15 protein-coding genes are annotated in these 19,919 nt (G+C 71.5%); 6 read left to right on the forward strand and 9 right to left on the reverse strand.

Annotation, left to right across the window (positions count from 1 at the left end):
• Window positions 1–90: 90 nt before the first annotated feature.
• The gene (locus OHA64_RS05080) at window positions 91–1,200 is read left to right on the forward strand and encodes a PP2C family protein-serine/threonine phosphatase (protein ID WP_405608460.1); all 1,110 of its coding nucleotides are present in this window, start codon (window positions 91–93) and stop codon (window positions 1,198–1,200) included.
• A gap of 3 nt (window positions 1,201–1,203) precedes the next feature.
• Here OHA64_RS05080 and OHA64_RS05085 read toward each other — a convergent pair whose 3' ends face one another.
• Window positions 1,204–3,429: an MMPL family transporter gene (locus OHA64_RS05085; protein WP_405608463.1), complete on the reverse strand. Its 2,226-nt coding sequence runs from the start codon at window positions 3,427–3,429 to the stop codon at window positions 1,204–1,206.
• Between the two features lie 219 nt (window positions 3,430–3,648).
• On the opposite strand from OHA64_RS05085, the gene OHA64_RS05090 reads away from it, so the two are divergent.
• Window positions 3,649–3,855: a hypothetical protein gene (locus OHA64_RS05090; protein ID WP_405608466.1), complete on the forward strand. Its 207-nt coding sequence runs from the start codon at window positions 3,649–3,651 to the stop codon at window positions 3,853–3,855.
• Window positions 3,856–3,975: 120 nt separating this feature from the next.
• Entirely contained in the window at window positions 3,976–5,379 is a 1,404-nt protein-coding gene (gene sthA, locus OHA64_RS05095) for a Si-specific NAD(P)(+) transhydrogenase (protein WP_405608469.1), read from the forward strand.
• A 14-nt stretch (window positions 5,380–5,393) separates the two neighbouring features.
• On the opposite strand, the gene OHA64_RS05100 is transcribed toward sthA, so the two are convergent.
• On the reverse strand, window positions 5,394–5,915 hold the full coding sequence (locus tag OHA64_RS05100; RefSeq protein WP_405608472.1) for a DUF5709 domain-containing protein: 522 nt from the start codon (window positions 5,913–5,915) through the stop codon (window positions 5,394–5,396).
• Between the two features lie 356 nt (window positions 5,916–6,271).
• Here OHA64_RS05100 and OHA64_RS05105 point away from each other — a divergent pair, with 356 nt between their 5' ends.
• Complete coding sequence (locus OHA64_RS05105; protein WP_405608475.1) at window positions 6,272–7,744, forward strand: APC family permease; 1,473 nt, start codon at window positions 6,272–6,274, stop codon at window positions 7,742–7,744.
• Window positions 7,745–7,755: 11 nt separating this feature from the next.
• Window positions 7,756–8,715: a hypothetical protein gene (locus OHA64_RS05110; protein ID WP_405608478.1), complete on the forward strand. Its 960-nt coding sequence runs from the start codon at window positions 7,756–7,758 to the stop codon at window positions 8,713–8,715.
• A gap of 93 nt (window positions 8,716–8,808) precedes the next feature.
• On the opposite strand, the gene OHA64_RS05115 is transcribed toward OHA64_RS05110, so the two are convergent.
• From OHA64_RS05115 to OHA64_RS05135, 5 genes are all read right to left on the reverse strand, one after another.
• Complete coding sequence (locus OHA64_RS05115; protein WP_405608481.1) at window positions 8,809–9,099, reverse strand: DUF6355 family natural product biosynthesis protein; 291 nt, start codon at window positions 9,097–9,099, stop codon at window positions 8,809–8,811.
• A 454-nt stretch (window positions 9,100–9,553) separates the two neighbouring features.
• A complete protein-coding gene (gene prcB, locus OHA64_RS05120) occupies window positions 9,554–10,408 on the reverse strand; it encodes a proteasome subunit beta (RefSeq protein WP_405608484.1) in 855 nt (284 codons plus the stop codon).
• Between the two features lie 98 nt (window positions 10,409–10,506).
• Window positions 10,507–11,997 (reverse strand): hypothetical protein, encoded by a 1,491-nt coding sequence (locus OHA64_RS05125; protein WP_405608487.1) that lies wholly within the window; start codon window positions 11,995–11,997, stop codon window positions 10,507–10,509.
• Window positions 11,998–12,206: 209 nt separating this feature from the next.
• Window positions 12,207–14,561: a glycoside hydrolase family 65 protein gene (locus tag OHA64_RS05130; RefSeq protein WP_405608490.1), complete on the reverse strand. Its 2,355-nt coding sequence runs from the start codon at window positions 14,559–14,561 to the stop codon at window positions 12,207–12,209.
• Complete coding sequence (locus OHA64_RS05135) at window positions 14,558–15,295, reverse strand: HAD family hydrolase (protein ID WP_405608493.1); 738 nt, start codon at window positions 15,293–15,295, stop codon at window positions 14,558–14,560. The genes OHA64_RS05130 and OHA64_RS05135 overlap by 4 nt, the downstream gene beginning before the upstream one ends.
• Window positions 15,296–15,395: 100 nt before the next feature.
• Between OHA64_RS05135 and OHA64_RS05140 the strand changes: the two genes are divergently transcribed.
• On the forward strand, window positions 15,396–16,112 hold the full coding sequence (locus OHA64_RS05140; protein ID WP_405608496.1) for a nucleoside/nucleotide kinase family protein: 717 nt from the start codon (window positions 15,396–15,398) through the stop codon (window positions 16,110–16,112).
• 185 nt (window positions 16,113–16,297) lie between these two features.
• Here OHA64_RS05140 and OHA64_RS05145 read toward each other — a convergent pair whose 3' ends face one another.
• Both OHA64_RS05145 and OHA64_RS05150 read right to left on the reverse strand, forming a co-directional pair.
• Window positions 16,298–18,130 (reverse strand): hypothetical protein, encoded by a 1,833-nt coding sequence (locus OHA64_RS05145; protein ID WP_405623870.1) that lies wholly within the window; start codon window positions 18,128–18,130, stop codon window positions 16,298–16,300.
• Between the two features lie 70 nt (window positions 18,131–18,200).
• Window positions 18,201–19,919 (reverse strand): hypothetical protein, encoded by a 1,719-nt coding sequence (locus tag OHA64_RS05150; RefSeq protein WP_405608499.1) that lies wholly within the window; start codon window positions 19,917–19,919, stop codon window positions 18,201–18,203.

Here is a 19,919-nt window from a genome sequence, read left to right on the forward strand (position 1 = left end):
TGGGGTGCCCGCGTTCGCGGCTTCCAGCCTCTCGCCCCTGGGACGCGCCCCGGCATGCGGTGCCGCGGCGGTCGTAGCAGCGTAGAGGGTGTGAGCGGAGTGCGCGGCGGGCGGTCACGCCCCGAGCGGGACCGGCGGGACTGGCTGCGGGGCGGCGCGCCACCGCCGGGCTGGGTACGGGTGCTGCCGGCCGCCCTGCTCGGCGCCGTGTGCGCGGCGACCCTGATCAGCCCCGACCCCCTCGACATCGGCTTCCTGCTGGGTGCGATCCCACCGCTGGCCGTCCTGTCCTACGGGCCCATTGCGACCGCGGTGCTCGGCGGGCTCGTGCTGGCCGTGCTGAACATTCCGGTGTTCCATCTGAACGATCCCGGCAGCACCGATGTGCTGACCGTCGGCTTCGTCGCCGCGCTGAGTGTGTTCGTGTCGTTCGTCCGCAGTCATCGGGACGCCCAGCTGGTCACCGAACGGGCCGTCGCGGAGGCGGCGCAGCTTGCCGTCGTGCCGCCGCTCCCGCCGCGGGTGGGGTCGGTGCGGTGTGCGGGCCTGTACCGGGCCGCGCAGCGCGGGACGCTGGTCGGGGGCGACTTCTTCGACGTACGGGAGGGGCCGTTCGGGGTACGGGCCGTGATGGGCGACGTACAGGGGCACGGGCTGTCGGCCGTGGCGACGGTCGCCTCGCTGCTGGGGGCGTTCCGGGAGGCGGTGGTGGACCAGCCGGACGCGGAGTCGATGGCGGCCCGGCTGGACCGCCGGCTGGTGCTGGACTCCGCCGGCACGCCGACCTCGGAGTTGTTCGCGACGGCGGTGCTGCTGGAGTTCGCCGCGGACGCGCGGACGGTACGGATCGTGGCGTGCGGCCAGCCCGGGCCCCTGCTGCTGCGGCACGGCCGGCTGATCGAGATCGAGATCGCCCCGCAACCGCCGCTCGGTCTCGGGCTGCCCGACGGCGGGCCGCCCGTCGGTCTCACCGTGCCGCTGGAACCGGGAGACCTGCTCTTCCTCGCCTCCGACGGGGTCACCGAGGCCAGGGACGCCTCCGGCGCGTTCTACCCCCTCACCGACCGGCTCTCGGGCTTCGCCTCCGAGGACCCGGACGCGCTGGCCCGACAGGTGTGGACGGATCTCCTCCGGGACGGCAGGACCCTCCAGGACGACGTCACGATGCTCGTCCTCATGCCCGGGACACCGGACCCCTGACGGTCACACCCGCTGGTTGTCCCCCTCGGCGTCGATGTGCGGGAGGATCCGGTCCAGCAGGCGGGGTGTCCACCAGGCGTGCCGCCCCAGCAGGGTCATCACCGCCGGGACCATCAGCAGGCGTACGACGGTGGCGTCGATCAGCACGCTGACGGCCAGGCCGAGCCCGAGCATCTTCACGACGATGTTGTCGCTGATGATGAACGCCGAGAACACGCTCACCATGATCAGGGCCGCGCAGGTGATCACCCGCGCGGTGATCTCCAGGGCGTGGGCGACGGAGTCCTTGGCGTCGCCGGTGCGCAGCCAGGCCTCGTGGACGCGGGAGAGCAGGAAGATCTCGTAGTCCATGCTGAGCCCGAAGATGATCGCGAACATCATCATCGGCACATAGCTCTCGATGGGCACCTTGCCGTGCACGCCAAGTGCGGGCCCGCCCCAGCCCCACTGGAAGACGGCGACGACGACGCCGTACGAGGCGGTGATCGACAGGACGTTGAGGACGGCGGCCTTGACCGCGACGAGGAGCCCGCGGAACACGGCGAGGATGATCAGGAAGGCGAGGGCGACGACCACGGCGATGATCAGGGGAAGCCGGCTGGCGACGATGTCACGGAAGTCGACCTGGGCGGCCGTGGTGCCGGTGACGTAGCCCTTGGCGTCGTAGCCGGAGACCGCGTCGGGGAGGGTGGTGTCGACGAGACGGTTCGTCAGGTCGGTGGTGGTGGCGCTCTGCGGGGACTCCTCGGAGTAGACGGTGGCGAGCAGCACGTCGCCGTCGCTGGTGGGGGTCAGCTGGGTGACCGTGGCCGTGTCGGGCACCGCGTTCAGGGTCTTCTGCGCCTGGGCGGAGAGGTCGGAGCGTTTGTCGGACGGGACGGACGTCTGGTCGATGACGACGGTGAGGGGGCCGTTGGAGCCGGGCCCGAAGGCGTCCGTCATCAGGTCGTAGGCCCGCCGGTCGGTGAAGGAGGTCGGGTCGGCGCCGTCGCCGATGTGACCGAGCTGGATGGAGAAGACCGGGATGGCGAGGATCGCGATGACGGCCACACCGGCGCCGAGGTACTCCCAGGGCCTGCGCTCGACGCGCTTGGCGTAGCGGTGCCAGGTGCCGTGCGAGGCGGCGCCCGGTTCGGCGTCGGTCTCGGCGACCGGCTTGCGGACGTGGTAGCGGTCGATGTGCCTGCCGATGAGTCCGAGGAGGGCCGGCACGAGGGTGAGGGCGCCGACGACGGCGGAGACGACGGTGATGGCGGCGGCGAGTCCGAGTTTGCCGATGAAGGACACCCCGGACGCGTACAGACCGAAGAGCGCGATGATCACGGTGGTGCCGGACACGAGCACGGCCCGGCCGCTGGTGGCGGTGGCGTGTCCGGCGGCCTCGGCGGGGTCGGCGCCGTCGATCAGGTTCTGCCGGTGCCGGGTGGTCAGGAAGAGGGCGTAGTCGATGCCGACGCCCAGGCCGATCATGGTGGCGAGGGTCGGCGAGACGGTCGCGAAGGTGAAGGCGGCGGCCAGCAGACCCAGGATGGCGAGCCCGCCGACGACGCTGATCAGGGCGGTGATCAGGGGCAGGCCGGCCGCGATGACGCTGCCGAAGCCGACGAGCAGGACGACGACGGCGACCGCGAAGCCGATCAGCTCGCTGATCCGGTCGTCCGCGGCGGGGCGGGCGAGTTCGCCGAGCGAACCGCCGTACTCGACGTCGGCGCCCGCCGCCCGCAGCGGCTGGACGGCGTTGTCCACGCCGGTCAGGTAGTCGTCGCCGAGGGTGGAGGGCTGCACGTCGAAGCGGACGGTGACGTACGCGGTCTTGCCGTCGCTCGACACCGGGCCGACCTTCGACGACGTCACGGAGAGCGGGTTCTGGGCCGAGAGCACATGGGGGAGTTTCTGGAGGTCGCCGACGGTCGTCGACAGCTGCGAACTCAGCGCGCTCACGGACTGCTGGTCGTCGTGCAGGACGATCTGGCTGCTGTAGCCCCCGGCCTGCGGGTCGTGCTCCTTCAGTACGTCCAGGCCGTCCGTGGACTGCACGCCCGGCAGTTGGAAGTTGTCCTCGTAGGTCCCGCCGACCGCTCTGCTGACCACCTGGAGGGCGACGACGGCCACCAGCCAGGCGATGATGACGACGACGAAGTGCCGCGCGCACCACTCCCCGAGCCGCCGCAGAAAACCCGGAGCGGCGCTGCCCCCTGCCCCCTCTTCGGCTGTCTCGGTTGCTGGCATGCCCTGCCTTTTCTGCGCCGGGTCTCGGACACCCTCATTAGACGCCGGAGTGATCGTCCGGGCATCCCGAGCACCCGGGGGCCGGTCGTGTGCCGCCGGTCCCTCGGCTTCCCTCGGCTTTCTCGGGATGCAGGGTGCGCCCGGGCGTTGAATGGTGATATCGGGCCCGGTGAGGGAAACCGGGGTCGAGGAACGATCCGGATCCGAGGAGCAGACATCATGACGACGTCACAGCCCGACACGTCAGGGCAGTCCGAGGACCGCACCACCCCGGACGCCCTGCTGCACGCCCGTACCGGCACGGACGTGTCCCCCGAGGACGTGGTGCTCGCGTCCGGCAAGGACCTCACCCCGCACAACCTCGAATGGGCCAGGCGCAAGCTGGCGGAGGAGGGCCCGGCCGCGCTCGACAAGCTGCTGCCGTAGCCGGCCGCGACGCGGTGGCATGCGCCGCCGCGTCCGCGTCGGGCCCCGTCCGGGACTCGCGGTCGTCGGGTGTACGTTCGCCCCTTTCGAAGGGGCACCGGGACTGACAGACTCCGGAGGGTGACCGACTTCGACATGCTCGTCATCGGATCCGGACCCGGTGGTCAGAAGGCCGCCATCGCCGCGGCCAAACTGGGCCGCCGGGTCGCCGTCGTCGACCGCCCCGACATGGTCGGCGGGGTCTCCATCCACACCGGCACCATCCCCTCCAAGACCCTGCGCGAGGCGGTGCTGTACCTCACCGGTCTCACCCAGCGCGATCTGTACGGACAGAGCTACCGGTTGAAGGAGGACATCACCGTCGCCGACCTGACCGCCCGCACCCAGCACGTGGTCAGCCGTGAGGTCGACGTCATCCGCAGCCAGCTGTCCCGCAACCACGTCACCCTCTGCTCCGGCACCGCCCGCTTCGTCGACGACCACACCGTCGCCCTGCGCGAGGTCACCGGTCACGAACGCCTGATCAGCGCCGACCACGTCGTCATCGCCACCGGAACCCGGCCCGCCCGGCCGGACACGGTCGAGTTCGACGGACGCACCATCATGGACTCGGACAACGTGCTCGCCCTGGAACGGGTGCCGCGCTCCATGGTGATCGTCGGTGCCGGGGTCATCGGCATGGAGTACGCGTCGATGTTCGCCGCGCTGGGCAGCAAGATCACCGTGGTGGAACGGCGGGCGGGCATGCTCGACATGTGCGACGTCGAAGTGATCGAGTCGCTCAAGTACCAGCTACGGGACCTGGCGGTGACGTTCCGATTCGGGGAGACGGTGGCCGCCGTCGAGCGCCATCCCCGGGGCACGCTCACCGTTCTGGAGAGCGGCAAGAAGATCCCCGCCGACGCCGTGATGTACTCGGCGGGCCGCCAGGGCCTCACCGACGACCTCGACCTCGACAAGGCGGGCCTGTCGGCGGACGCCCGCGGGCGGATCACGGTGGACGAGCACTACCGCACCGAGGTGGAACACATCTACGCCGTGGGCGACGTCATCGGTTTCCCGGCACTGGCGGCGACCTCGATGGAGCAGGGCCGGGCGGCGGCGTACCACGCCTGCGGGGAGCCGGTCCCGCGGATGCACAACCTCCAGCCGATCGGTATCTACACGATTCCCGAGATCAGCTTCGTCGGCCGGACCGAGGACCAGCTCACCGAGGACCGGGTGCCGTTCGAGGTCGGTATCTCCCGTTACCGGGAACTGGCCCGCGGGCAGATCATGGGCGACTCGCACGGCATGCTGAAGCTGCTGGTCTCGCCCGAGGACCGGACCCTGCTCGGGGTGCACTGCTTCGGCACCGGCGCCACCGAACTCATCCACATCGGACAGTCGGTGATGGGCTGCGGGGGCACCGTCGACTACCTGGTCGACGCGGTGTTCAACTACCCGACGCTCGCGGAGTCCTACAAGGTCGCCGCCCTGGACGCCACCAACAAGCTCCGCCTGATCGACCGTATCGGGGACTGAGCGCCCCGCCCCGCTCAGTTGCCCTCGTCGAACTCGCCGAACCCGTCTGCCTCGTCGAACCCGGCTCCCTGCTCGTCCTCGTCGTCCTCGACGACATGGACGGCGGCCTCCTCCGCCCCGGCGGCGCCCGCGTCGATGCCCACGTCGGAGGCGACGGCCTCCTTGGTGGTGTCGGGGTGGGCGCCCTCGTCCGGGGCGACGAGCCGGCCCGCGCGGCCGGTGCCCGCCTCGGGGTCGACCGGTTCTCCCTCGCCGTCGGGGAGGTCACCGAGCCCGTCCCCCACGGGCTCGGCGGCGTCGGGCACCTCCTGGGCCAACCGCTGGTCGAGGCTCTCCCCGTCGTGCTGTTCGACGGCCGTGGTGCCGTGCTTGGTGACGCCGAGCGGTTTCTCCGGCGGGGAGTAGCCCTCGTCGAGGGTCTCGTCGTACGTGCGCTCGTCGAGCGCGTCCTGGAGGTCGAGCGGGCCCGCGTCCTCCTGCTCCTCGTTGGTTCCGGTGGGCTGGTACGCGTCGTCCGCCATCGGCTGGGTGCCCATGGGCTGCCTCCCTCGTTCGTTGCTTCGCCCGGCTTCGCTCCGGCGCCCTGGACGCGTTTCCAGGTACGCGGAGCCCAACCTCGAACGTGGGACGGAAGTGGTCCGTGGGCGGGTTCGGGAGATTACTCACCAGTCAATATTGAAAGCTAAATAAGTCCCGCTATCATCACTCGAACACACGGTGTGACCGGCGCCGACACGGGGAGAGAGCCGCCGTCCGCCACCCGCTTTTCGCCGCCCCTGACCCGAGGCCATCCCTCTCCGGTTCTGGACGGGTCCCGTCCCACCCCTTACGTCCCTTACGCAGAAAGGGCCTCCTGGCCCTCGCGTCGTGCACGACGGAAAGCAGCGCAACCATGAGCAATGTGAGGGGCAGAGGGCTGCAGGCCAATGCCCTCGGGACGTTCGACACCGTCGTCATGGCGGTGGCGGGCAGTGCGCCGGCGTACTCGCTGGCCGCGACCACCGCGGTGCTGGTCGGCGCGGTGGGCCTGGCCAGCCCGGCCGCCCTGCTGTACTGCGCGATACCGATGCTGGGCATCGCGCTGGCGTTCAGCTATCTCGGCCGGATCGATGTGAACGCGGGCGCCAGCTACTCGTGGGTGGGACGCACCCTCCACCCCTTTCTGGGCTTCATCAGCGGCTGGGCGCTGGTGATCTCGGCGACCATCTTCATGGTGGCCGGCTCACTGCCCGCCGGTTCCATGACCCTGGCGCTGTTCGACGACGGTCTCGCCGACGACACCGGGCTGTCCACGGCGATCGGGGGGCTGTGGTTCCTGGTCATGGTGCTCGTGGTGCTCGGCGGTGCCCGGCTGACCGTCCGCGCCCAGCTCGTCATGTCCGGTGTCGAACTGGCCGTCCTGGCGCTCTTCGTCGTCCTCGCCTTCTTCCACTCCCAGCACGCCCTCGCCTTCGACTGGTCGTGGCTCGGGTTCAGCCACTTCGACGGCGTGGGAGGCTTCGCGTCCGGCGCGCTCATCGCCGCCTTCTACTACTGGGGCTGGGACGTCACCAGCAACCTGAGCGAGGAGACCCGCAACAGCCGTCGTACGACAGGACTCGCGGGCCTGATCGGCGTCGGCATCGTCTTCCTGCTGTTCGAGGTGTTCACCATCGCGGTGAACGTGATCCTCTCCTCCCAGCAGATCGAGGGGAACGACGCCAACGTGCTGGCGGTGCTCGGCGACGAGATCTGGCCGGGCTGGGGCGGCAAACTGCTCATCGTGGCGGTGATGCTGTCCACCATCGCGACGCTGGAGACCACCCTCATCCAGGTCACGCGTTCGCTGTTCGCGATGGGCCGCGACCGTACGATGCCGTCGGCGCTGGGCCGGGTCCATCCGCGGTGGAACACCCCGTGGGTCGCGATCGTGGTCGTCGGCACGGTGGCGCTGGGGATGCTCGTCGCCTCCAACGCCCTGGGCACGGTCGGTGACATCCTCTCCGACGCCATCTCGGCGATCGGACTGCAGATCGCCGTGTACTACGGGCTGGCCGGGCTCGCGGTGGTCGTCGCCTACCGCAGGATGCTGCTGAAGTCGGTGTCCAACTTCGTCTTCGGCGGTCTGTGGCCGCTGCTGGGCGCCCTGTTCATGTTCTGGGTCTTCGTCGAGTCGCTGGGTGAGCTGAGCGCGGCCGCGATCACGATCGGCATCGGCGGCCTCGCGGTCGGTCTGATCCCGATGTTCTGGTACTGGCGGCAGGGCAGCGAGTACTACCGGCCGGCCAAGCTGGACGCCTCCCGTGCCGTCGACATCGACTACGTCCCCGACGAGGGCGCCGTCCCGCGCTCCCCGTTCCACGAGGGTCTGCCCACCGACTTCTGAGAGAGACCCCGATGGCGCGAGACCGCTTCACTCCCGACTTCGACCCCGACTGCGGAGACACGGCCCTCAGGTCGGCGCGCCACGACATCGTCATCGGCCGCTGGCAGGGGCTGCGTGAGCTGCTGTACGCCACCGGCCCGAACTGGGCGTCCCGGGGCCACCGGGTGCGGCTGCTCGCCCAGGCCTGCGCGAGCAGTTCGTCGGTGGAGTCGTGGGTGGCCGCCGAGCCTCGTCGCGGGGACGCGCTGGTGCTGCGCGCGGCCACCGAGACGGCCCGGGCGTTCAGCCTGGCGATCGCCGCCGGCCGGGGCGTACCGATCGACCAGCACCGCGTCGACGGCGCTGTGCTGGCCTGTCTGCAGGCCGCGGAGGCCTATCCGGAGGACCCCACGCCGTGGGTCTCCCTGATCTCGGTGGCCCGGCTGTACCCCGCGGGGGTGCGGGTGCAGGAACTGGAACGCTGGTGGGACGCGCTGTACGAGCGCGACCCGTACAGCGTGGAGGGCCACCTGCAGATCCTGCACTACTACTCCTCGCGCTGGCACGGCACGCACGGCCTCATGTACGACTTCGCCCGCGACGCGGCGGGATGTGCGCCGCCCGGCTCCGCGCTGCCGGTGCTGGTGCAGTACGCCCGGGTCGAGGAGTACCGGTTCGCCCAGGACGTCGCGCACGACGAACGGGCGTCCGTGAGCCTCGGGCAGCACTGGAGGAACGACGGAGCTGTCAGCGACGTATGGCGCACCTGGCAGCACTGGATCAGTGGCCGGGCGGAGAGCGAGGTGGCGCCCGCCGAGTTGCGTGACGTCAACTACCTGGCCCACGCGGCCTGTCACGCCGGTGTCCACGATGTGGCCGCCTCGTTGCTGCGGATGATGGACCGACGCGCCACCCGGTCCCCGTGGTCGTACACCGGAGATCCGGAGAAGCAACTGGGCAAGTGGCGCAAGGAGTTCAGGCTGCGGGCCTGAGCCCGGTCCCGGCTCGGCCTCGGGCACGTCGTCGTGGTGCCCGGGCGCTCCGTACCGTGCGGGCCGGACGGTACGGAGCGCGGTGCGGACCGGTCAGCAGGTGCGGCCGACGTAGTAGGCGCCGTCGATCTTGCTCGCGCCGCCCAGCCAGGACGTGCCGGGCGCGACGCACCGCTCGTAGTCGGGCGCCCAGGCGACCTCCACCTTGATGACGACCCGTGAGCCGTCGGAGGTGCAGTGGTTGTAGTAGGCGTCGGAGCCGGTCTCGTAGAAACCGCACGGGGCGGCGGCCGCCGGGCCCGCGGCGGTGGTCACCGCGCCCATCGTGGCGAGCACGAGGGCGGCCGAACCGAGGGCGCTGGTCACCATACGACGAACAGGCAAGGGGATCTCCTTGGGCAAGGGAGGCAGCAGGGCCGGGGGCTCTGTCTGCCGATCGGTGGATTGCCGCCCCAGGATCGCCCTTCCGCGGCCCGCGGTTTGATCATTCGCGGTGCCCTTCACCTGGCGAATCGTTCTGTCGCTACGCCAATGGTGTGATCGTTTCCCGTTTCCCCCCGCCGGGGCAGCTCGGCCACCACGAGGTCGCCGTCCCGCCCGCCCTGACCCACTCCTGCCGCGTCCTGGAGCCACGGACGCGGTGCCGGGCCGGGCCCCTCCCGGGGGCGGTCGCGGGGAGGAGGCGGAGCGGAGTCAGGGGCGACCGCCATCGGGAGGAGGAACCATCTTTCGGACGTACGGCCGCGTCCAGCAGCCTTGTGGCATCCTCCGGCGGCGACAAGTCACGTGCGGTAAAAGCCCGTGGCAGAACTTCCCCACGAGTGCGGAAAGCCGCCTGTCACGGCCTCGCGTTCGGTCCGTCGGGCCGGTTGCCGCGCTGCTCGACGATGTCACGGCTCAGCGCCTCCGTCTCCGGTTCGGGCAGCCGCTCGAAGCCGTCCTCGGTGATGACGGACACGATGGGGAAGATCCGGCGGCTCACGTCCGGGCCGCCGGTGGCGGAGTCGTCGTCGGCCGCGTCGTACAGGGCCTGGAGCGCTGCCAGCGCGGCCTCGCGCCGGTCCATGCCCGGGTGGAACAGCTTCTTCAACGCACCCCGGGCATACGGCGATCCGGAGCCCTCGGCGTGGAAGTCGGTCTTCTCGTACAGCCCGCCGGCGACGTCGAAGCTGAAGATGCGGCCCTTGCGGTGCTCGGGTGCCGCGGCGTCGTAACCGATGAGCAGCGGTACGACGGCGAGGCCCTGCATGGCCTGGCCGAGGTTCTGCCGGATCATGCCGGCCAGGCGGCGCGCCTTGCCGTCGAGGGTCATGGCGACGCCCTCGATCTTCTCGAAGTGCGTCAGCTCGACCTGGTAGAGCTTCACCAGGTCCAGCGCGAGGCCGACGGTGCCGGCGAAGGCGACGGCCGTGTAGTCGTCGGCGGGGTGCACCTTCTCCAGGTCACGCTGGGCGATCAGGTTTCCCATCGTCGCCCGTCGGTCCCCGGCGATCAGCACCCCGTCGCGGTAGGTGAGGGCGAGGATGGTGGTGCCGTGCGGCACCTGGTCGGGTGCGGCGGCCACACCGTCCGGAAGGACGCGCCGGGTGCTCAGGAGTTCGGGGCGGTGTGCTGCCAGGAAATCGGTGAAGGACGACATCCCCGGGGTGAAGAACTCCTCCCCCAAGCGCCCGCCGTTCTCGTTCCACGTCATGGCCGTCCCCCTCGTCCGCGTACCGACAACGTGAGTCCTACCAAGTGCGCGCGGACGGGAAACGCCGGTCCGACGCACAGCGCCCCGCGCTGCTCGCGTCACCTGGGTCCGGCGGGGGGCGGTGCCACGCGAAGGTCCGTGCCGGCGGAGCGGTGGGTGTCCCAGTCGCGGGCGTACGAGGGCGGGGTGCCGCCGGGCTTGACGAGGGTGGCGGTCGGGATCCGGCGGGCGGTGCCCAGGATGTCCGCCACGGTGCTGTTGGCGTTGGGACCGTTGGTCGCCGCCGAGGAGCAGCCGGTGTAGAAGGCGACGGGGAGGGCCTCGTGTCCGGTGAGCAGACAGGGCGGACTGATCCCCAGGCGGTGAAGTTCGTCGGCGGTACGGGCCCAGTCGCGGCGGTCGGCACCCGTGCGGTCCACGGTGCGCTCCAGGACGACGTACTGCACCGCCAGATGTCCTGCCAGCCCCAGCGCGACCACGGCGGCGGCCACCGGGCGCCACCTGCCGTTCGGCCTGGTGACCAGGTGGAGGAGCGCGTCGGCGACCGGGATCGCCAGCAGGGCGTAGACGGGCAGCAGGAAGCGCGGGGCGGCGTAACCGATCATGAACAGGTACGGAAAGGCGGCCGTCACGGCGCAGGCCAGCGGCACCAGCGTGGATCCGGCGCGCCGGGCCCGCACGGCGAGGACGAGTCCGAGGACGGCGAGCAGCGGGAGGACGAACCACCAGGCCGTCACCGCCGGGTGGGGCATCGGGCCGGCGCAGGGGCGGCACAGGCCCCGTCCGCCCAGGCTGCGTAACTGGTCGTCGACGGCGAACTGCAGGCCGAGGCCGCCCTGTATGTCGGAGGCGTCGGACAGCCGTCGGCCCAGGCCCCCGTAGCTGACGTACGCCTCGATCACCCACTCCGCCGCGCCCGCGACGAGCCCGCCGACGAGGGCGAGAGCGGGGCGCCACAGGCGGGCCGCCGCCACCAGGGCGAGCAGCGGCAGCGTGACCCACACGGCGTCGGTGGGCCGCATCCACGCCATGAGTACGGCGCCCGCCGCGACGCCCCACAGAGCGCGCCGGTCGAGACGGTCCGCGCGGGCGCGCAGGAAGCAGCCGACGGTGATCAGGGCGCCGAGGGCGACCCACTGGTTGGGCATGGCCTGCGGGCCGTAGTAGAGCGTCACCCACAGGGAGGCGAAGAGCGCTCCGGCCAGGGCCATGACCCGGGTCGGGAAGAGTCCGCGCCAGACCCGCAGCGCCAGGTAGAGGCCGAGGCCGGACAGCAGCGCGAGGTAGACGCGCAGCAGTTCGGTGGAGGTCGACCAGGACGCGATCGGCGCCACCAGCAGGGAGATGCCCCGGGCGCGCGGTGCGCTGAAGAAGGCCGCCGGGGCCTGGGTGCCGACCTGGCTGACATACACCGTCTCGTCCCAGCCGAGGCCCAGGCCGGGGCGGACGAGGAGCAGTTGGGCGAGCGTGAAGGCGGCGGCGACGACCGCGAGCGGCCGGCTGTCACTCCTGCGCCAGAACGCGCCGGGCACGGTCGCCGGTTCGCCCCGTCTCACACCGACGAGCATGGCGTTCGTGCCGTGCGTCATCGTCCACCCCTCACCCCTACGTCTCGTAGGATCTCCAGGACCCGCGGCCCGTCGAGACGAAGGCGGGATCGGATAAACAGAAAAAACACGGCTAAATTAACCCGTCGTGCATGAATATGCAGGGCCGCATTAGGCCAGGTGCACGACACCCGTCCGAAAGCCGTCGCCCTGAGCCGGGTACGGACCGGAACGGCCCGCACCCGGGCTCATCACCGGGCGTTGGGGCTGCGGTGCGGGGGCTGCGCGGGGGCCGGCCGGGGCTTCTGGGGCGGGATCTCGCGGACCACGGGGCCGTCGCCGTTCACGGTCAGGGCGCCGCCGTGGTGGCGGATGGTCAGGGGCTCGCCGGACACCAGGGTGTACGTGGCCTTCTCCGGACCGATCTCCACGCGCAGCCGCCTGCCCCGGACCTGGAGGGTGAAGGCGAGGCGGCTGAACCGGTCCGGCAGGCGCGGGGCGAACCTGAGTGACGTGCCGTCCCGGCGCAGGCCGCCGAAACCGGCGACCAGGGCGGTCCAGGTGCCGGCGAGGGACGCGACGTGCAGTCCGTCCCGGGTGTTCTGCTCCAGGTCGGCGAGGTCCATCAGCGCAGCCTCGGCGGTGTAGTCGTAGGCGAGACCGAGATGCCCGGCCTGGGCGGCGACGACGGCCTGGCAGCAGGCCGAGAGCGAGGAGTCCCGTACGGTCAGCGGCTCGTAGTAGGCGAAGTTGCGGGCGATCTGCTCCTCGTCGCAGTACTTCTCGAAGAAGCCGCTGCACATGTACATGGCCAGCACCAGGTCGGCCTGTTTGACGACCTGCTTGCGGTAGAGGTCGAAGTAGGGGAAGTGCAGCATCAGCGGGTACTGGTCGGCGCTCATGCCGGCGAAGTCCCAGCGCTGGTAGCGGGTGAAGCCGGCGTGCTGTTCGTGGACGCCGAGTTCGTCGTTGTAGGGGACGTGCACGGCCTCGGCGGCGTCCCGCCAGGCGGCGCTCTCCTCGTCGTCGACGCCGAAAAGAGCGGCCTGTTCGGGATGGCGTCCGCAGACGTCGGCAGCCGCCAGCAGGTTCGCCCGGGCCATCAGGTTGGTGTACAGGTTGTCGTCGGCGACCGCGCTGTACTCGTCGGGGCCGGTGACGCCGTCGATGTGGAAGACGCCGTGGTGGTCGTGGTGGCCGAGCGAGCGCCACAACCGCGCGGTCTCCACCAGGAGTTCGACACCCGTGTCGCGTTCGAAGCGGGTGTCGCCGGTGGCCGCCGTGTAGCGCACGACCGCGTCCGCGATGGCCGCGTTGATGTGGAAGGCGGCCGTGCCGGCGGGCCAGTACGCGGAGCCCTCCGAGCCCTCGATGGTCCGCCAGGGGAAGGCGGCGCCGTCGAGGCCGAGTTGGGCCGCGCGTTCCCGGGCGGTGGGCAGGGTGTGCTGCCGCCAGCGCAGCGCCTCGGCGACGGAGTCGGGGGCGGTGTAGGTGAGCAGGGGCAGAACCAGGGTCTCGGTGTCCCAGAAGGCGTGGCCGTCGTAGCCGGATCCGGTCAACCCCTTGGCGGGGATGGCCCGTTGCTCGGCGCGGGCGCCGGCCTGGAGCACGTGGAAGAGGGCGAAGCGGACGGCCTGCTGGATCTCCTCGTCGCCGTCGACCTCGACGTCGGCGCGGGCCCAGAAGTCGTCGAGGTACGCCCGCTGTTCGTCCAGCAGGCCCTGCCAGCCGCCGTGCGCCGCCGCTGCCAGCGCCGCCTCGACCTGGTCGCTCATGGCGGGCCGGGAACGCACCCCGGACCAGCCGTGGGCGACGAGCTTCTCGACCCGCAGCCGCTCTCCGGGGTCCAGGACGGAGGTGACGGTCAGCCGGGACACGTCGACGTTGCTCTCGCTGCCGGTCGTGGTCTCCTCGGGGCCGTCGATGACATGGTCGGCGGCCACGGCCACCCGGAAGCCGCTGCGGCGGGTCCGGTGCACAAGGCGCAACCGGGCACCCGAGGCGAAGTCCTCCTCCGGCTCCAGCGGTGACTTCAGCCCGCGGGCGGCACGCGGATCGCCGTTCGACTCGGGCAGGCTCTCGTTGGCGACGAGCTCCGACTGGATGACCACCCGGGTGCGACTGTCGACGGGTTCCACCTCGTAGGCGATGGCGGCGATCGCCCGCTGGGTGAGGGAGACGAGCCGCGTCGAGCGCACCCGGACCCGGGAGCCGGCCGGCGAGATCCACTCACAGGTCCGCTCCAGCACTCCCCTTCGCAGGTCCAGGGAGCGCTCGTGGTGGACGAGGCGGCCGTAGCGCAGGTCGAACGGCTCGTCGTCGACCAGCAGCCGCAGCACCTTGCCGTTGGTGACGTTGATGACGGTCTGGCCGGACTCCGGGTAGCCGTAGCCGGCCTCGGCGTAGGGCAGCGGGTGCAGTTCGTGCACACCGTTGAGGTAGGAGCCGGGCAGGCCGTGCGGTTCGCCCTCGTCGAGGTTTCCCCGCCAGCCGACGTGGCCGTTGGACAGCGCGAACACGGACTCGCTCTGGGCGAGCACCTCGAGGTTGAGGTCGGTCTCGCGGACCGCCCAGGGTTCGACGGTGTAGGACCGGTGGCTGATCACGCCTTGCCTCCCAGTTCGGCGAGGTCCTTCACGACCACGTCGGCTCCGTGCGTGTACAGGGCGTCGGTCTGTCCGACCCGGTCGACACCGACTACGTATCCGAAGTGGCCCGAGCGGCCCGCGTCCATACCGGCCAGGGCGTCCTCGAAGACGGCGGAGTGCGCGGCGTCCACGCCCAGGTCCCGTGCCGCGGCCAGGAAGGTGTCGGGACGCGGTTTGCCCGGAAGCCCGCGCTCGGCGGCGACCACTCCGTCGACGCGTACGTCGAAGAGGTCCTCGGCGTCGATCGCACGCAGGACGTCACGGCAGTTGGCGCTGGAGGAGACGATGGCGGTGCGCAGGCCCCGGGCGCGCGCCGCCGCTATGTAGCGCAGGGTGCCGTCGTAGGCCTCGACGCCGTCGGTGCGGATCTTCTCCAGGACGCGTTCGTTCTTGCGGTTGCCGAGTCCGTGGACCGTCGGGGCGCTCGGTGGGTCGTCCGGCCGTCCCTCGGGCAGGTCGATGTCCCGGGAGGCGAGGAAGGATCGGACGCCGTCGGCGCGCGGTCGGCCGTCGACGTACTCGTCGTAGTCGGTGTCGTCGAACGGCCGGAAGTGTTCGCCGTCGCGTTCGCGCAGGAACGCGTCGAACATCTCCTTCCAGGCGGCCGCGTGCACGACGGCCGTCCTGGTGACCACGCCGTCGAGGTCGAAGAGGCAGGCAAGGATGCCTTCGGGAAGTCCGAGCTCCGTCATACAGGCCCGGTTCCCCGCAGGGCCCGGTCCAGTGGGTGGCGCACGCCACAGGGGGCGCTTTCACGACAGGTTGCCCTGGTCCTTTGGCACACTCGGCAGTGTGCCGCTGACCTTCGAAGACCTGCTCACCCGGGCCCGCGCCCTCATCCGGCCCGGCCGCCGTGCCCTGCTCGGCATCGCCGGCAGCCCCGGCGCGGGCAAGTCGACGCTGGCCGAGCAACTGGTGCGTACGCTCAACGGGCCCCGGGACCCGTGGGTGGCGCACGTCCCCATGGACGGCTTCCACCTCGCCGACATCGAGCTGGACCGGCTCGGCCGCCGGGACCGCAAGGGCGCGCCCGACACCTTCGACGCGGCCGGGTACGCGGCGCTGTTGCGGCGACTGCGCGAGGAGGAGGGTGACGACGGGGACGTGGTGTACGCGCCCGGCTTCGAGCGGATCCTGGAGCAGCCGATCGCGGGGGCGATTCCGGTGCCGTCGACGGCCCGGCTGGTCGTGACCGAGGGGAACTACCTGCTCCTCGACACCGGCGCGTGGGCCCGGGTCCGGCCGCAACTGGACGAGGTGTGGTTCTGCGAGTGGGACGAGGAGGAGCGCGTCCGGCGACTGGTGGACCGGCACGAGGAGTTCGGCAAGAGCCACGAGGAGGCGGTGGCCTGGGTGCTGCGCTCGGACCAGCGCAACGCGCGGCTGGTCGCGGCGACCCGTGAGCGGGCGGACCTGGTGGTGCGGGGCGTCGTGGGGTGGCCGGACGGGGCCGGACCTCACCGTGCCGGCGGCGGACCGGGGGCGGTTGGAGCGGACGCGGGCGAGTGAGCGGGAGGGCCCGCTGCATGAGGGTGGCTGTCCTCTGCTCGTACAGCCGCACCTCTTCGACGCGTTCAACGCGTTCAACGCCTTGGTGCGTCAGTGGGACGAGGTGGCCGACGAGACCGCGCGGCGCGGCTGGGGACCGCTGGGGCTGCCCGTCGGACCCGGGCAGCCTCCGACGCGGACGGACCTCAGGTGCCGGCCCCTCGCAGTGACAGCTCCGGCTCCCCGTGGACGTCATCGGCCCCGATGACCGCCGTGAAGGCGTCCGTCCGTACGGTCAGCCCGTCCTCGCCCCGCTCCACGGACACCGTGAACGGCTCCTCGGTGCCGTACCGCACCGCGAAGACATGCAGGTCCTCCGGTGCGTCCGTGACCGGGCCGGCCTCCAGGGCCGTCGAACTGACCAGGTGCCGCCAGCCCGCGTCCGGGTTGCCGTAGCCGCGCGGGTCCTCGGCGAGGGCGAACGCGGCCTGCTCCTGGGTGAGTTCGGCGCGGGCGTCGAAGTGGTCCACGCCCTCGGTGTCCGGGTGGGTCAGACGCAGCGTGCCCGCCGAGGACACGGCCGCGTGCGCGGTACGCCGGACCCGGTCGCCGTCGTCCTCGGCGTACGGCAGGCCGGCCAGCAGGTACGGCGTCCCGTCGAGGCGTTCGACGGCGACCGTCGTCCACAGGGTCGCGCCGTCGGTGACGTACAGGGAACGCAGTCGACGCAGGACGTGGTCGCGGCCGACGACCGGCTTGGTGACCAGCTTGGCCGTCAGTCCGTCGCGGCGGACGTCACGGACGCGGACCTGGCCCATCGGTCGGCACAGCAGGAAGCCGTCGGTGACGGGGCCGAAACCGTGCTGGCGGTTGACGGCGGCGGCCAGGCAGTAGGTGCCGCCCGCCTCGACCACCGCCGGGGTCATCCGGTTGTCGAAGGCCACCGAGACCGTGCCCGCGCGCAGTTGGTGCCGTACGAGCGCCCGGGACGGTTCACTGTGCCAGCGGGTCGCGTCCTGGATCTGCCAGACCAGCATCCACGCGAAGTGGCCGTCGACCCCGCCGTCCGCCTTGACCGCGTGCCGGGCCCAGCGGCTGTCGCCCCGGTAGCGGCCGAGGTCGGAGCCGATACGGCGGCTGAAGTAGCGCAGGCCCAGGACCGATTCGAAGGCGGAGTGCTGTTCGCTGTAGCGGGGGCCGCCGTTGTCGAAGCCGCCGTTCGTGAGGCGGGCGTCGAGATAGCGGGCGAGCGCGTCTCCGTCCTCGGCGAACATCTCCTCGCCGCTGACCAGATGGGCCTGGGCGAGGAAGGAGAGCGAGATCGGGCCGTAGTTGTTGTCGTAGGCGCCGCCGTGCTCGGGGGGCAGGAGGGCGCCGCGGTCGCGTACCCGGTGGGCGCGGATCTCGTCGGTGTACAGCTGGAGCGCCCGCGTGCGGACCGACTCGGCTTCCTCGGGCGGCAGATGGCGGGCCAGCATCAGGCCGCCCACGATGCAGCCGATCGCCTGGTTGCCCGCCTCCTGCGGGTTGAAGAAGGTGATCTGCGTCAGCCAGCGCCAGTAACCGCGCGCCGACTCCAGCAGCTGGGCGCGCTGTTCGTCGTCGACCAGGCCGTCCGACGCGTCGAGCACGTCGACCGCCTGGAGCAGCGCCCACACCGTGCTCGGCCAGTCACCGATGGGGTGCGCCCCGGCTGCGAGGGTGTAACGGGCATACGGCAAACGGGAGTTGCGGACCCTCAGGTTCGGGTAGCCGGGATTGTCGTCGACGTACACCCGCTCGCGCAGATGGAAGGCGAGGCTGCGGCGCACCGCCTCCGGCAGGCGGGGGTCCTTGGTGCGCTGCCAGGCGAGCGCCAGCAGGGAGGTGATGCCGAGGGAGGTGTCACCGATGTCGTCTACGCAGTCGGGGTGTTCGAGGTTGCCCTCCGCCGTGAGCCGGGCCAGTGCCTGCTCGACGACGTCGGCGAGGACGGCGTCGTACGCCTCCGGGGTGTCCGGGAGGTCGTGCAGCGGGCCGCGCTGGTGCGGGAGGTGCACGGGATGGGGCGTGAGGTGCACGGGGTTCAACCCTTCATGCCTGGGGTGGCCTGGGCGTGGTTCGTCGGGGTCACACGACAGGTGCGGGCCGGCGGGCGCGCAGTGCGACGGTCAGTGTGTGCGGGCCGAGTCCACCGATGTACACACGGTTCCCGGTCGTCGCGTCGGTGCCGCCCGCCACGGTGTAGTCCTGACCCGGGTCGTACCGCAGTACGTCGTTCCGGTCCGGCCCGGCGAACGGTCCGCCCGCCTCGACGCCGGCCTCGACCCGGATCTCGTCGTCACCGACCCGGTAGGTCATCGGCCCGGTCGTCAGGCACCAGCGTCCGTCGCCGATCGGTACGGCGCCCTCTGGCACGCCGCCCGGCCGGAAGGTCAGTTCGAGGGCCCAGGGGACCGGTGGTCCGCTGATGTCGATGCGCAGGTCGGCACCGTCTTCCCTCAGGTCCACTTCGACGCGGGTCGTCTGGGAGACCTCGTCCCGAGGCCGGTCCGGGAAGGCCATCGAGGCCGAGAAACGTCCGTCGTCCACCAGTCGGTAGACACCGTCGTCCCGCCTCTCGTCCTTCGGGATCGGCTGGTAGTAGGCGGCCGTGAGGGTTTCGGTGAGCCGGTACCGGTTGTCGGCGAGCTGCTGCATGCCTGCGGCGCGGAACGGGCCCAGGTCGAAGAACCCCCGCGTCAGACGGACCGCGTCGAGGACGGCCCCTCCGGCGAACAGGCGCAGGAAGGTGGGGTTGCAGGCGAGGCCCGAGCGGATGCGCCGGTGCTCGGGGACGTCGGAGCCGCCGTACACCACCGTGTGCGCGGTGGCCGAGGCGCGTGCGGCGAGGCGTGCGGTGGTGAGGTACCGGTCCCGCGGAAGGGTCTCCGCGGTCGGGGCCGGCAGGGCGCGGCACAGGTCCGGGGTGAGGAGGGTCTCGGCGAGCAGGTCGGGGTCGTCGATACCGCCGGCGGCCGCCAGCCGCGCCACCCGGGCGAAGTCGCCCCGGCCGGTGCGGATCGCGAGCAGCCGGTAGTGCGGCAGGTAGGGCGCCAGCGGGAACGGGCCGTTCTGGTCCTGCCGTCGCGAGTGGACGGTCTCCACCGTGCCGTCCGGCCTGATCAGGTCCAGGGTCGTGGCGAGATTGCGTTCGACGGCGTACAGCAGGTCGGCGCGGCCGAGCACTTCGGCCAGCAGCAGCAGCGACGGGTTGGACACGTGGGCCGCGTAGTTGGCGCTCCGTTCCGAGTACAGGCCCTCCGCGTCGATGTCGACGCCCTCGGCGAGCCACTCCTCGATGCGGTCGAGCAGCCGGTCGTCGGGGAACGAACGGTGCAGCCGGGCCAGCGCCGCGCACAGCTCCCAGCGGTGGTTCGGGGTGTGCACGCCACCGGTCAGGACACTGCCGGAGGCGGCGCCGGCGATCTCGGCGAGCGCGGCCGTGACCTCGCTCAGTTCCGGCCCCGCGTCGGCCGCGAGGAGGTGCGCGTCGCACACGTCGTTGACGGTGAACGCGGAGTCTGGCGGTGACTGCACGTTGTCACCGCCGGCGAAGAGTCCGGTGGGTGTCTGTACCGCCCGCAGGGCGCGGAGATGGGTCATCGCGGCGGCGATGGCCTGCCTGCTGCCGTGCAGTGCCGAGTCCGGTGAGCGGTATGCCGCGACCAGGGTCTTCACCCGGCGCGCCAGACCACGGTGCGGCACACCGGCGGGTTCCTCCTCGGGGCCGGCCGCCAGTGGGGCGGCCGACCGGTCGGCGGCGCGGGCCGCCGCGCGGAGGAACTCGTGGTCGAGCGGGGTGGGCAA

The sequence above is a fragment of the Streptomyces sp. NBC_00076 genome (assembly GCF_045041235.1).
GTDB lineage: Bacteria > Actinomycetota > Actinomycetes > Streptomycetales > Streptomycetaceae > Streptomyces.